We start from the raw sequence: 12,620 nt of genomic DNA on the forward strand, positions 1-12,620 counted from the left end.
CAGTGGTAGAGGAGCATTGTATGGGCGAAGAAGCATAAGCGAAAGCACGTGTGGAGCGCATACAAGAGAGAATGCTGGCATGAGTAGCGAGAAGGGATGTGAGAATCATCCCCGTCGAAACCCTAAGGATTCCTGAGCAAGGCTCGTCCCCTCAGGGTAAGTCGGGACCTAAGGCGAGGCCTAACGGCGTAGCCGATGGATAACAGGTTTAAATTCCTGTACCGCTTAAAGTCGCTATAGAGAAGTGATGACGCAAGAGGATAAGCTAAGCTAGCTGATGGATGCTAGTCTAAAAAGTAAGGCTGTCATGTAGGCAAATCCGCATGACAAACGGCCAAGCTTTGATAGGTATCGAAAACACAAGTAGAGAAGTAGCTGATTTCAAATTGCCAAGAAAAGTCACTATCAAGACCAAAGCGCCCGTACCAAAACCGACACAGGTAGGGAGGTAGAGAATACCAAGACGCGCGGAAGAACCTTTGTTAAGGAACTCGGCAAAATGTCCCCGTAACTTCGGGAGAAGGGGAGCCAGAGCGATCTGGCCACAGAAACCAGGCCCAAGCGACTGTTTACCAAAAACACAAGTTTCTGCAAAATCGAAAGATGAAGTATAGGAGCTGACACCTGCCCGGTGCTGGAAGGTTAAGGGGAAGGCTTAGCGAATGCGAAGGCTAGAACTTAAGCCCCAGTAAACGGCGGCCGTAACTATAACGGTCCTAAGGTAGCGAAATTCCTTGTCGGGTAAGTTCCGACCCGCACGAAAGGTGTAACGATTTGGGCACTGTCTCAACAAAGGATCCGGTGAAATTGTAGTAGTCGTGAAGATGCGACTTACCCACGCTAGGACGGAAAGACCCCGTGGAGCTTTACTGTAGGCTGATATTGGACTTTGAGATTAGACGTACAGGATAGTTGGGAGACTTAGAAACACGCACACCAGTGTATGTGGAGTCACCCTTGGGATACCAACCCTCTAATATTAAAGTTCTAACGATGACCCTTGAATCAGGGCATCGGACATTGTCAGTTGGGCAGTTTGACTGGGGCGGTCGCCTCCCAAAAAGTAACGGAGGCGTTCAAAGGTTCGCTCAGAATGGACGGAAACCATTCGCAGAGTACAAAGGCAGAAGCGAGCTTAACTGCAAAACCTACAAGTTGCGCAGAGTAGAAATACGGACTTAGTGATCCGGTGGCACCGCATGGAAGGGCCATCGCTCAACGGATAAAAGCTACCCCGGGGATAACAGGCTTATCTCCCCCAAGAGTCCACATCGACGGGGAGGTTTGGCACCTCGATGTCGGCTCGTCTCATCCTGGGGCTGAAGTAGGTCCCAAGGGTTGGGCTGTTCGCCCATTAAAGAGGCACGCGAGCTGGGTTCAGAACGTCGTGAGACAGTTCGGTCCCTATCCAGCGTGGGCGTAAGAAATTTGAGAGGATCTGTCCCTAGTACGAGAGGACCGGGATGGACACACCTCTGGTGTACCAGTTGTTCCGCCAGGAGCATAGCTGGGTAGCTACGTGTGGAATTGATAAGTACTGAAAGCATCTAAGTACGAAGCAGGCCTCAAGATAAGATTTCTCAGAGTAGGTAAAGAAAATACCTTTGATAGGTCCAAGGTGTAAGTGCAGTAATGTATTAAGCTAATGGATACTAAACTTTAAATCTTGACTGGAAATATTTTTTAGAGACCTAACCCGATTTGCGAAGCAAATCGATGGTAGGTCCTAGTCGAGAGTTCCCCAAGGTTTCGAAGAAAGCTTGGCTAGGAACTTACGGACCAATACTAAGCTTAAAGATAGCTTAGAATGGAGAAGTTTGACTCGACTGCTATTTAGTAGGTTCAATAAACTTATTTAGACTGATAGTTCAGTCTTTTTTTATTGCAATTATATATAAACCTTAAAGATTTCCCAAGAGAGCGAAGCTCGATTGGCTAGAAAGCTACGACGTTTTGAAGGGTCAAGGTCTGGTAAGTAAACTAGACGCTATTTAGAAGGCTCATTAATAAATTAATTTAGACTGATTATTCAGTCTTTTTTTATTGAAATTTTTGCTATTATTTAGTATTTTTAGTGAATAATAACCTACTACGATAATAAAGTAAAATATTTAAGTTATAATTTGACATACGTTTTCATTTATGATACTATAATATCAAGGAGGATACCTATACTTTATATTAAGATCGGAGCTATTTGTATGGGTCAAAAATTATGAAGAATAAATTGAAAAGTATTGTAGTAACTTTGAGTGTTGGAATATGTTTTCTAAGTGCAGTAGTTGTAGGAGCACATGGTTATGAGGATGTCGATTTCAATTTTGATTTTTCTGCTTTATCTTTTGCAAGATATACAGCGTCACAACGTAAGGATACCGAATCACCTGCATATGCCTATGTTGATTATTTATCAAATGGAAGAGAGTGTACATTTAGTGTAGTTTATGACGATAAATCTAAAAGCTCATATACTGAAAGGGTATATGTTGATGAAGCAGATATTTGGTACTGTATTTCATCCAATGTTGTAGAAGATAAAGATCCTGGTTGCTACGTAAGGTTACGTGGTGATAGACTAGGTGTTGGAAGTATGCAATTATCTGGTTGGTGGTCAGCAGATTCTTACAGGTGTCAATAATAGTCTATGAGTAAAAATATCAAAAAGTACTCGTTAATATCTATACTTATTATAGGCCTTGTAGTCATAGCTTCTCTTATCATCAAGGAAAATAAATCTAGCGAAGAGTCCCTACACGTTGAGGAAAGAAAAAAATATGCTGAAATCGCTTCCGAGTTACTTACAGATGAAGAAAAAGGAGTTCTAGAATTCTTATCTGATGTAAGCTACCCTAAGGGTGTATATAAATATGAATACAAGATGAAAAATGATTCATTTGATCAGTATAAATTTGTTTCAGCTGATGATAGATCTCTCTATATCGACGATGGACTATACATCCTATCTGATGGAAAGAATCATTATGTTATATCAGATAAGACTAAGAAATATAATGTAAGAGAAGTTGACAAGGGAAAAGATGTTGATCAAGCTCCGAACGACAAAAATGAAATTGATTACAGGATGTTCTATGATGAAGATAAAAATAGGATACCTGAGCTAAAAATTTACAAGAAAGACGATAATTATATTATCGAGACAGACAGGGGCTATAGTAAGTACGATAAGAATGGAATATTAATAGAACAAGGTGGGATTTCTGGTGGAAGTAAGTATGTTCAAAGCTTAGTTGATTACAAGGAAGACTTTGACGAGTATTACGATGACGCACTTTCTAAGATAGATATTTATGAGAAAGTGGACACTACCAGTGAGGTATCACCTAAGTAAGATTAAGGATTGTTGAAACTTAGTAAGAGCTTGGCTTAATATAAGTTACAACAATCCTTATTTAATAGGAGCTTTTATGAAGAAATTTCTAATAGGACTTGTGGCCGTCTTTGCCCTATATCTGCCTTTTGGTATATATAGGGCCAATAAGGACAAGCCACATGATATAGAGATAAAAAATTATAAGGTCGGTGAGGAGATAGACTACGGGGATCTATCTATGGTAGTCAAAGACTATGACTTTATACAGAACAATAATAAAAAAAGGAAAGCCTATTCTTTAAGGGTAAAATACCAAGTTAGAAATAATACTAACAGGAAACTAGATTCAAGTAAGCTTATGTTTGGCATTCAATATAGAAATGGATTTAGAGATTCAGTTGTTCAAAATCTAAAGCCAGGAGAAGATATACCAGTTAATATAGACCTTGATATGTATGATCATTATTATGGAGATGATGATTTTATAATAGAAGGAAATGACTCTAAGGAGTTTTATTTGTATTATTCTGTATTTAGTGAGGAAGATTACAGAAAGTATCCCTCATGTTTGAGGATGCCTAGTAAAGCGTATTCTAGTAAATATAAGGCCAAGCTAGATAAGGGTATCTTTTACTATGAGATTGTGGAAGTAGGTGCTTAATATGAAGTTTTTTAATATTAGAATGTTCAATAAGAAAAAAATCGGAATTTTCCTTGTATTTTTGTTTTTAATCAATTTTGTAGCCTTTACTTCCTACCCAATCGGTGATAATTTCGACAAGAGACTATTACAATCTCCTTGGACAGAGAGTGTCATAGTAAATATGGGGACAGCTTCGTTTTTGAATGCTGTATATGTATTTGTTTTTTCAGGTTTTATCTATGCTGATGCTTTTGTTATAGATAAGACTACAGGACTCACTAATATAATAGCAAGCAAGCTAGATTATAGGAAATATATAAGAAAGACCCTAGTTTATAATTTTATAATAGCTGGAATATTTGCTATGTTACCTGCCCTAGTTAATTTACTCTTGTGGTTTACTGTAAGAGCAAATGTTCCCCTAGTTTATTTTAACATCATGAACATTGATAGGAGCGGCTTATTTGCTTATGTATTTTTAAAAAGCAAGTTAGTCTTCTATATCCTCCACTTCCTAAAAATATTCTTGTGTGGGGGCTTGATTGCCACATTTGCAATCTATATAAATACCAAATTTAACAATAGGTTTTTAGGAAGCATGATACCCTATATATTGGATTTAATCATATATATTTGTGGAGGTTTCCTCGGTGAGAATTCTCAAATTGGAATATTTCGAATCTTATATAGTACAATGAAGCCTGATTATTTGACTTTGTTTGTAAGTGTTCTTTTCTTAGTGCCTAGCATAATATATTTCGTAAAATATAGGAGAAGGGGTGACTTGTTATGAGAAAACTCTTGGCTAGAGATCTTAAATATATAGTAAATAGATCGAAGAAACTTATGATTATATACCTATTTCTTATAGTTTTAAGCCAGTTTTATATCCTACCACATGGTGATTATAATTCGATGGAGCTTTTTATAGGACTCTTATTTGATAGTGGCTATATAAAATCATTTAGTGGTTTTGAGCCTCCTATTGTATGGCTTTTGTTTCAATTGATACCTGTATTTGTTGTATCCTTTGTAATATACCAAGACCATATTGACAATGCCTCCTATATACTAATTAAGACTAGGTCGAGGAAGATGTATTTTCTATCCAAAATATTATCTGGGATTATAAGTATAGGAATAATTAACCTATTTATTTACCTACTTGTAATTTTTGATACGTTTTTGGTATCTAGTTTTGATAAAGCTTATTTCATGATATTTACTAGGCTTATCTTTTCCTATATAGTGACTCAATCAATTCTATTTGTCATAGCCTTTGTATTGGCTATAGTCTTGGGATTCAAATTTGGTATAGCTTCTACCCTTATATTTTTAATTCTAAGCATGACTAGTAATTTCAAAGGCTTTATTGGCCAGCAGACCCTAGCCTTTAAGACTGATGTGATGGGTGGATATATAAGTATGGTTGATAATTTGATAGTATGGCTAGTCTATATAATTTTGATAATAATAGGTTCAGTCCTAGTATTTAGATCTTATAATTTCTACGGAGGAAGCAATGATTAAAGTAAGTGGAGTTAATAAAAATATAAAGGGAGCAAAAATCTTAAAGGATATCAATCTTAAACTTACCGAGGGCAGGGTTTATGGCTTTCAAGGAAGAAATGGGTCAGGCAAGACCATGCTCTTTAGGGCAATATCGGGGCTTATTACAGTAGATAGTGGAGAAATCATTGTAAATGATTTAAAGCTTAATAATAAGTATTTTGCAGAAGACCTTGGTCTCTTACTAGAAAATCCTTCCTTTCTAAAAGACCTAACAGGCTACGAGAATCTTTTAATGATAGCATCTCTTAGAAATATAATTGGAAAAGAAAGAATAGAAGAAATCTTAAAGCTTGTAGGTCTTTATGAAGCGAAGGATAAGGACTTTGGCAAATATTCTCTTGGAATGAAGCAAAGACTTGCCATAGGCCAAGCCATAATGGAATATCCTAAAATCCTTATGCTAGATGAACCAACCAACGCCATAGATGAGGAAGGAATAGTTGTACTTAAGAAAATAATAAAGGAAGAAAAGGCGAAAGGGACCATAGTCTTACTAGCAAGTCATGAGAAGGAAATTATAGAAGAATGCGCAGACGAGGTCTTTGTCATGAAGGAAGGAAGTATAGTAGAGACTTTTGAGATTGAAAGGGGATAGAAATATCCTCTTTTTCTTGTTTGAAATCTTTGTTTGTGATATTATTTACTTAAGTAAAGAAATGAAAAGAGGATATATGAAGATTAATAAAAAACTTGTAGGATCTGCCTTAGTCTTGGCCCTCCTACTTCCAGATATAGCCTATGCTTCTGAAGTAGTAATGTATGATGATTATGATATAGATATTATATTTGAAGAAGACCAAGGGCCTAAGGAAAATACGGATGATGGAAATTCTGGAAATGAAAATTCTAATACAGAAATTCCGGAAGATAATAAGAATGAAGAAATACTAGTTAGCGAGGAGGAAGTGGAAGAAATCGTAGAAGAATTAAATCCAGAAGTTCAAGATAGCTTAGACGAATCTGATATCTATCCAAAAGTTTCTGTCTATGAGAAGGTCGTAGATATGAGTGAGTATCAAAATCCTAAGAATATTGACTATGATAAACTTGCAAATTCAATAGATGGAGCAATCCTTAGAACATCTATTAGACAAAAGGATAAGAGCTTAAGTAAAGATAAGAAAATAGAAACTCATTATGCCGAGCTTAATAGAAGAGATATTCCTCTAGGTTTCTATCATTATTCAAGGGCAATAAATGAAAATGAGGCCATAGAAGAGGCAAACTACGTCTTAGATATAGTAAGAAATAAGAAAGTTTCCCTACCAATTTATATAGACATAGAGGATAATGATAGACAGGCTAAGGCTAACAAAAAAGAGATCTCTGCCGTGGCAGATGCCTTTACCAAGGCTATCAGGCGAAATGGCTATGTAGCAGGAATTTATTCTTATTCATGGTTTGCCAATGAATATCTGACAAAAGAAGTAAGAAATGAGAATGAGTTCTGGATAGCAGAATGGAAGAAGGATAATCCTTATCCGAAATACAAGGACAGCCACTACGATTCTTGGCAATACTCGTCCAAGGGTGGAGTCTATGGCTACAAGGGAGATTTGGACAAGAATATCCTCTACAGGGACTACCCACTAATAATGACAGGAGTATCCTCCAAAGGCTTTGTCAAGGTAGCAGAAGAAGTAATCGCCGGCAAGTGGGGCAATGGAAATATTAGAAGGAGACGATTAGAATATGCTGGATACGATTATGCCGTAATCCAAAAAGAGGTAAATAGACTATTAAAATCTAGGAGAATTTAAAATAGATTACTATATTATATATAAGCTAAGATTCCCAATAGGACTTGATTAAAATAAAGAATACTATAAAATAATAAAAGAGTATTAATTAGAAAATATTATAGATTGGAGATAAAGATGGCAGGAATTAAATATGATATAGTTGAAAATCTTGGAGTTCTTTCAACCAATGCCAAGGGTTGGACCAAGGAGCTTAATCTTGTTTCTTGGAATGAAAGAGATCCAAAATATGACATCCGTGATTGGAATGAAGATCACACAAGAATGAGCAAGGGCATAACCCTTACAACAGAAGAGGCCGAAGTTCTTAAAAATATTTTGGCTGATGAATTTCATTAAAGAAATCCCTCAATTGATGAGGGTTTTTTCTTTGCATGCTTTAAATATAGCCGATTTAAAGTATATTTAAAAAATAGGTGGTAATATGATTTATTTAGACTATGCAGCTACAAGCTTAAAAAGAAAAGAAATAATAGAAGAGATGATGGACGATTTTGATTCCTTCGATGCCAATCCCGACTCAACACATGGCTTAGGAAGAAAGGCTAAGAAAATCCTAGAAGAAGCTAGAAGAAAGATTGCAAATTCGATTGGGGCAGATCCTAAAAGAGTGATATTTACCTCAGGGGCGAGCGAATCTAACAATACTGTAATCAATGCCTTTAGGGGAAAGGGTATTATCTCAACAAATATAGAACACGATTCTATCCTAAATACTCTGGCAGGGGAGAAGGTGACCTATCTTGAGGCTAATAAGGAAGGCCTAGTAAGCCTAGATGACTTGAAGAGTAAAATAAGTCCAGAAACCAAACTTGTCATAGCCATGTATGTAAATAACGAGCTTGGAACAATTGAGCCAGTTAAGGAGATTGGAGCTTATCTTAAAGAAAGAGATATCCACTTTCACGTAGATGCTGTCCAAGCCTATGGCCATGTAGATATAGATGTAGACGAAATATCCTGTGACTCACTTTCCCTATCAGGCCATAAGGTCGGAGGAGTAAATGGCTTTGGGATTTTGTATTTAAGAGAGGACCTAGAGGCTTTTATCAAGGGAGGCGAGCAGGAAAAAAATAGAAGAGCAGGGACTTCCTTTGTCATGGGAGCCTACTCTATGGGCCAGGCCTTTGATAAAACAATAGAAGAAAGAGAAAAGATTAAAAGGCTAAAAAATTATTTCTTAAAAGAGCTTTCTTCTACAGGGATTAGCTACGAAGTAAATGGCAGCATAGATAAGTCAACAGATCATATAATAAATATTTATTTTCCAGAATTTAAGTCGGATTTTCTATTGACATATCTCGATATGAAGGGGATTTGTGCGTCAGCAGGATCAGCCTGCAGGGCGGGAGCCCTTGAGCCAAGTAGGGTTATAACAAATATATATGATGAGGACAGAGCCCTTCATTCGGTGAGATTTTCCTTTGGCTTTAAGAATGAACTTTCTGATATAGATTATCTAATGGAAGTTTTAAGAGAGGTGATTAAGTGAAAGAGAAAAAAGATACAAAAGTAGTAGTAGGAGTAAGCGGGGGAGTAGATTCTTCTGTAGCAGCCTTATTATTAAAGGAAGAAGGCTATGATGTAGTAGGAATTTTCATGAAAAACTGGGATGATACAGACGAAAATGGAGTCTGTACAGCTGAAGTCGACTACGAAGATGCAGTAGCAGTATGTAATCAAATAGGCATTCCTTACTATTCAATAAACTTTGAAAAAGAGTATTACGACAGAGTCTTTACTTATTTCCTTGATGAATACAAGAAGGGTAGAACTCCAAACCCAGATATAATGTGTAACAAGGAGATTAAGTTTAAGGCCTTTCTAGACTTTGCCAAGTCCTTGGGAGCAGATTATGTGGCAACCGGCCACTATGCTAGAGTGGATAGGTCAGGGGATGAGACAGTCATGCTTAGAGGCCTAGATTCCAATAAAGACCAGACATATTTTCTAAGTCAGCTTTCCCAAGAGCAAATCAAAGACGTCCTATTCCCAGTAGGAGAGCTTCAAAAAAGCGAGGTAAGAGAAATTGCCCACAAGTACAAGCTAGCTACAGCTGATAAGAAAGATTCTACAGGAATATGCTTTATAGGAGAAAGAGACTTCAATGAATTCTTATCAAACTACCTACCAGCCCAGGCTGGGGATATAGTGGATACTGAGGGCAATATCCTTGGAACTCATGATGGACTTATGTTTCACACCATTGGCCAAAGAAGAGGCCTTGGAATCGGAGGGGAAGGAGAGGCTTGGTTTGTTTGTGGCAAGGACTTAAAGAAAAACGAACTCATAGTCTGCCAAGGAAAAAACAACCCCCTTCTTTTCTCAAATAAGCTATATGCTAGTGAGTTTTCGACCTTCACCGACAAAAAAATCCCAAAAGAGTTTGACTGTACAGCCAAATTTAGATATAGACAAGCTGACATCAAGGCCCATGTAAAGGTCCTAGAAGATGGCAAGGTAGAAGTAAGATACGATAGGACTAAGGCAGTAACTCCAGGCCAGGCAGCTGTCTTCTACCAGGGAGAAGTTTGTATAGGATCTGCCATAATAGATGAGGTCTATAACGATGGAAAAAAGCTATTGGTGTAGGAGTAATAATTTGAAGAAATACTTACTAGCTTTTGCTTTATCGATATTAGCTACGGGAATAGCTAGTTCCTATGCTTCTGATGTCGTTTATTATGATGATTACGACCTAGACATTATATTTGAGGAAAATAATACAGAAAATCTCAAAGAAGACACGGGAGATTGTCTAGACAAAGAAGATAAAAACAACAAGCTAAATGAAGAAATATCAAATATTATTAGCGAAGAAATGGATAAGGTAGACGGGTCTTATCAAGTCGCTGTAAAAACTTTAAAAGGAGATAGCGATATTGACCTTGATTATAGAAATACTAGTGAGTCTCTTCCTTCAGCCTCAACTATCAAGGTTTTTATCGCTATCAGTGCCTATGAAAATATTGAAAGGGGATCTATAAATGAGACAGATTCCCTAAATAATGACATACATTTAATGTTAAATAGGTCTGATAATTACGCTACAAATAGGGTTATAGATGCTCTAGGAGGTTTTTCTACAGTAAATAATACAATAGCAAAACTTACTGGATCAAATAGGACTTCTTTAAATAGGAAATTAGCTCATTCAGGTAAGGAGAATATGGTAGATGTTTCCGATCTAATAAGGGCTATGGAAGAGTTAAACAATCCTAAGCTTATAAGCGCAATTAACGCAGAAAAAATAAAACAAGCAATGACTAATACAAATACTAAGTCAAGTAAATTGCTTGCAAATTTGCCAACTTATGCTAAAGGAATTAATAAGTCTGGAGAAAATCCAGATAGGGGACAAGAATTAGATGTGGCTATAATAGATGTTGGATCTACTAGATTTGCCTTGGCTGTTGCTATGAAAACGAACAAATACTATGACAATGAAAATGAACTAAGAGTATTGAGAAGTGTGGGTGAGAGAATTACTGAAGCTTTTTATAACTTTGACTAAGGCAATAGTTAAATCTTGTTTTACTTATGATATGGGCCTGAAATTTGGATAGGATTTTGTTTATGGAGGACCTCGGTCCTCTCAGAGAGTAGACAAAGTAGCTTTAATTTAAATTTATTTTATAGTTAAGTTGCCCTTATCTCGACTAGTTAAATGTGCCTTAACTGGCACATTTAACCCTAAAACTAAAAGCTAGACATATATACTAATTTGTTACGACTTGTTTTAGTGTGAGTGAAACGAACGCATGGAGACTAACTATCGGAAGTCAAGTCGAAAATTAAAAAAATTAACAAATTAAAATTCATAAAAAGTTGAATAAATACTTAATTTATTCATCAAGAATTGACTTCCGTTAGGTTAAATAACGAATTATTGGCATGACAAATAAGCTATCGTTTTTGATAGCTTAAAATTTTCTTTAAATTTCATATCTTTTTAGGACGTTTGGCTTACAAATTTCTGATTTGTATTTAGAAGGTGAAATATTACTCTAGTTAATTTCCTGGCTACGTGTGTCAGGGCTACGTAATGGCGTTTACCTTCATTTTTCTTTTTCTCATAGTAAATCCTAAATGTTTCGTCATTTTGGCATATTAAAAATGCGGCTATGAATAGAGCATCTCTTAAGTATGAACTACCTCTTTTGCTCATACTACTATAGTTTGAATGCATTGTTCCTGATTGACTGATTGATGGATCTAGACCTGCATAAGCCAATAGTTTACTTGGATTTTCAAATTTTTCTATGTTTCCAATCTCAGCTATTAGACTAGGGCCTATCTCTATTCCTACACCAGGTATACTCATTATTGGACTATCTAAACAATCTAAGAGAGGCTTAATTTCCTCATTAACTTCTTTGATTTGTTTACATAAGAATTCCAAGGATTTAATATCTTGAACTAATCTAAAAGATACAGCAGATGAATCAATCCCTATTGACCTTCTTGCAGCATTCCTAATCTCTATTGCCTTGTCTTTAGAGTGACTTCCTTTAGAAGCTTTTTTAATTATGTTGCTTAACCTTGTTAAGTTTGCCTTAGCAATCTTATCTGCAGATGGATATTCTTTTAATACCTCTAGAGTGTATTTACAAAATACATCATTGCAGATGCTACTTAATTCAGGAAATACTAAATCTAAGTGGCTTACAATAGCATTCTTTAACTTAACCCTATCACTTTTTAAAGAAGATTTGTATCTAGTTAGTGACTTAAGTTCGTAATTATGATACAATTCATTGTGAGTAGGATTAGAGTCAGTAGCTCTTAGAAGCTTTGCAATGAAGAAAGCATCAACCTTATCGGTTTTTGTATTTCTAAAACTATCAGCCTTTCTGTAAAGACTAGTTTGATAAGGGTTAAAGAAATGAATGTTGAAATTCAAATCTAGTAGAAATCTTGAAAGATTGAGATGATAGTGACCGGTGGATTCTAATCCTATTCTAATTTTATCCTTATCAAAATCAGAAAGTTTTTTTAGTAAAAAATCAAAACCATCTCTTGAATTCTTAATTTCAAAATGACACCCTTTATCAAAATTATCCTCAACAGCAAGATAGCAGTTATGCTTAAATTTAGAAACATCAATACCCAAATAGATCATAGAAAACTCCTTTAAAATTATTGTTGTGCTTCCACATAAGTTATGTCTCGTATCCTTGTACAATAAATCGTCTAGCGATATCTAACTAATTAACAAAAAAACATAGTTATGTGGTTGTAGTCTCCGCGAAATAGTCAAAGCTATAGAGATCTCACACATTCCACAACACTATGTTTAATGTATAGTATTCCA

The 12,620-nt window shown here is 36.0% G+C and carries 12 protein-coding genes and 1 rRNA gene; 12 read left to right on the top strand and 1 reads right to left on the bottom strand.

All coding sequences use genetic code 11. The annotated features are described in order from the left end of the window. The 12 genes from C7D97_RS00040 to C7D97_RS00095 form a co-directional block, all read left to right on the top strand. Window positions 1–1,674: ribosomal RNA gene (locus C7D97_RS00040) — 23S ribosomal RNA — on the top strand; the annotation flags it as partial. A 541-nt stretch (window positions 1,675–2,215) separates the two neighbouring features. Next, complete coding sequence (locus C7D97_RS00045) at window positions 2,216–2,638, top strand: hypothetical protein (protein ID WP_158679097.1); 423 nt, start codon at window positions 2,216–2,218, stop codon at window positions 2,636–2,638. Between the two features lie 6 nt (window positions 2,639–2,644). Continuing rightward, entirely contained in the window at window positions 2,645–3,349 is a 705-nt protein-coding gene (locus C7D97_RS00050; protein ID WP_105300189.1) for a hypothetical protein, read from the top strand. Window positions 3,350–3,425: 76 nt separating this feature from the next. Then, window positions 3,426–3,992 (top strand): hypothetical protein, encoded by a 567-nt coding sequence (locus tag C7D97_RS00055; RefSeq protein WP_105300190.1) that lies wholly within the window; start codon window positions 3,426–3,428, stop codon window positions 3,990–3,992. 1 nt (window position 3,993) lies between these two features. Beyond that, the gene (locus C7D97_RS00060) at window positions 3,994–4,767 is read left to right on the top strand and encodes a hypothetical protein (protein WP_105300191.1); all 774 of its coding nucleotides are present in this window, start codon (window positions 3,994–3,996) and stop codon (window positions 4,765–4,767) included. Next, on the top strand, window positions 4,764–5,504 hold the full coding sequence (locus tag C7D97_RS00065; RefSeq protein ID WP_105300192.1) for a hypothetical protein: 741 nt from the start codon (window positions 4,764–4,766) through the stop codon (window positions 5,502–5,504). Before C7D97_RS00060 ends, C7D97_RS00065 begins: the two co-directional genes overlap by 4 nt. Next, window positions 5,497–6,141, top strand: coding sequence for an ABC transporter ATP-binding protein (locus tag C7D97_RS00070; RefSeq protein WP_105300193.1), 645 nt, complete (start codon window positions 5,497–5,499; stop codon window positions 6,139–6,141). The genes C7D97_RS00065 and C7D97_RS00070 overlap by 8 nt, the downstream gene beginning before the upstream one ends. 76 nt (window positions 6,142–6,217) lie before the next feature. Continuing rightward, window positions 6,218–7,306, top strand: coding sequence for a GH25 family lysozyme (locus C7D97_RS00075; RefSeq protein ID WP_105301833.1), 1,089 nt, complete (start codon window positions 6,218–6,220; stop codon window positions 7,304–7,306). Window positions 7,307–7,423: 117 nt separating this feature from the next. Beyond that, window positions 7,424–7,645, top strand: coding sequence for a YdbC family protein (locus tag C7D97_RS00080; RefSeq protein ID WP_015777520.1), 222 nt, complete (start codon window positions 7,424–7,426; stop codon window positions 7,643–7,645). A gap of 85 nt (window positions 7,646–7,730) precedes the next feature. After that, window positions 7,731–8,798, top strand: coding sequence for a cysteine desulfurase family protein (locus C7D97_RS00085; protein ID WP_105300194.1), 1,068 nt, complete (start codon window positions 7,731–7,733; stop codon window positions 8,796–8,798). Continuing rightward, window positions 8,795–9,898, top strand: a complete 1,104-nt coding sequence (gene mnmA / locus C7D97_RS00090; protein ID WP_105300195.1) for a tRNA 2-thiouridine(34) synthase MnmA — start codon at window positions 8,795–8,797, stop codon at window positions 9,896–9,898. Before C7D97_RS00085 ends, mnmA begins: the two co-directional genes overlap by 4 nt. A 10-nt stretch (window positions 9,899–9,908) precedes the next feature. Then, window positions 9,909–10,820 carry a serine hydrolase gene (locus tag C7D97_RS00095; RefSeq protein WP_105300196.1) on the top strand — a complete coding sequence of 304 codons (912 nt, stop codon included), beginning with the start codon at window positions 9,909–9,911 and terminating at the stop codon, window positions 10,818–10,820. Window positions 10,821–11,258: 438 nt separating this feature from the next. Here C7D97_RS00095 and C7D97_RS00100 read toward each other — a convergent pair whose 3' ends face one another. Next, window positions 11,259–12,428, bottom strand: coding sequence for an IS110 family RNA-guided transposase (locus C7D97_RS00100; RefSeq protein WP_105300197.1), 1,170 nt, complete (start codon window positions 12,426–12,428; stop codon window positions 11,259–11,261). Window positions 12,429–12,620: the final 192 nt, after the last annotated feature.

The sequence above is a fragment of the Anaerococcus marasmi genome (assembly GCF_900290195.1).
GTDB classification, from domain to species: Bacteria; Bacillota; Clostridia; order Tissierellales; family Peptoniphilaceae; genus Anaerococcus; species Anaerococcus marasmi.

Excerpts from the sequence above, each read along its gene's own strand:
- C7D97_RS00045 (WP_158679097.1), top strand. The coding sequence starts at position 2,216 with ATGAAGAATAAATTGAAAAGTATTGTAGTAACTTTGAGTGTTGGAATA.
- C7D97_RS00050 (WP_105300189.1), top strand. The coding sequence starts at position 2,645 with ATGAGTAAAAATATCAAAAAGTACTCGTTAATATCTATACTTATTATA.
- C7D97_RS00055 (WP_105300190.1), top strand. The coding sequence starts at position 3,426 with ATGAAGAAATTTCTAATAGGACTTGTGGCCGTCTTTGCCCTATATCTG.
- C7D97_RS00060 (WP_105300191.1), top strand. The coding sequence starts at position 3,994 with ATGAAGTTTTTTAATATTAGAATGTTCAATAAGAAAAAAATCGGAATT.
- C7D97_RS00065 (WP_105300192.1), top strand. The coding sequence starts at position 4,764 with ATGAGAAAACTCTTGGCTAGAGATCTTAAATATATAGTAAATAGATCG.
- C7D97_RS00070 (WP_105300193.1), top strand. The coding sequence starts at position 5,497 with ATGATTAAAGTAAGTGGAGTTAATAAAAATATAAAGGGAGCAAAAATC.
- C7D97_RS00075 (WP_105301833.1), top strand. The coding sequence starts at position 6,218 with ATGAAGATTAATAAAAAACTTGTAGGATCTGCCTTAGTCTTGGCCCTC.
- C7D97_RS00080 (WP_015777520.1), top strand. The coding sequence starts at position 7,424 with ATGGCAGGAATTAAATATGATATAGTTGAAAATCTTGGAGTTCTTTCA.
- C7D97_RS00085 (WP_105300194.1), top strand. The coding sequence starts at position 7,731 with ATGATTTATTTAGACTATGCAGCTACAAGCTTAAAAAGAAAAGAAATA.
- C7D97_RS00100 (WP_105300197.1), bottom strand. The coding sequence starts at position 12,428 with ATGATCTATTTGGGTATTGATGTTTCTAAATTTAAGCATAACTGCTAT.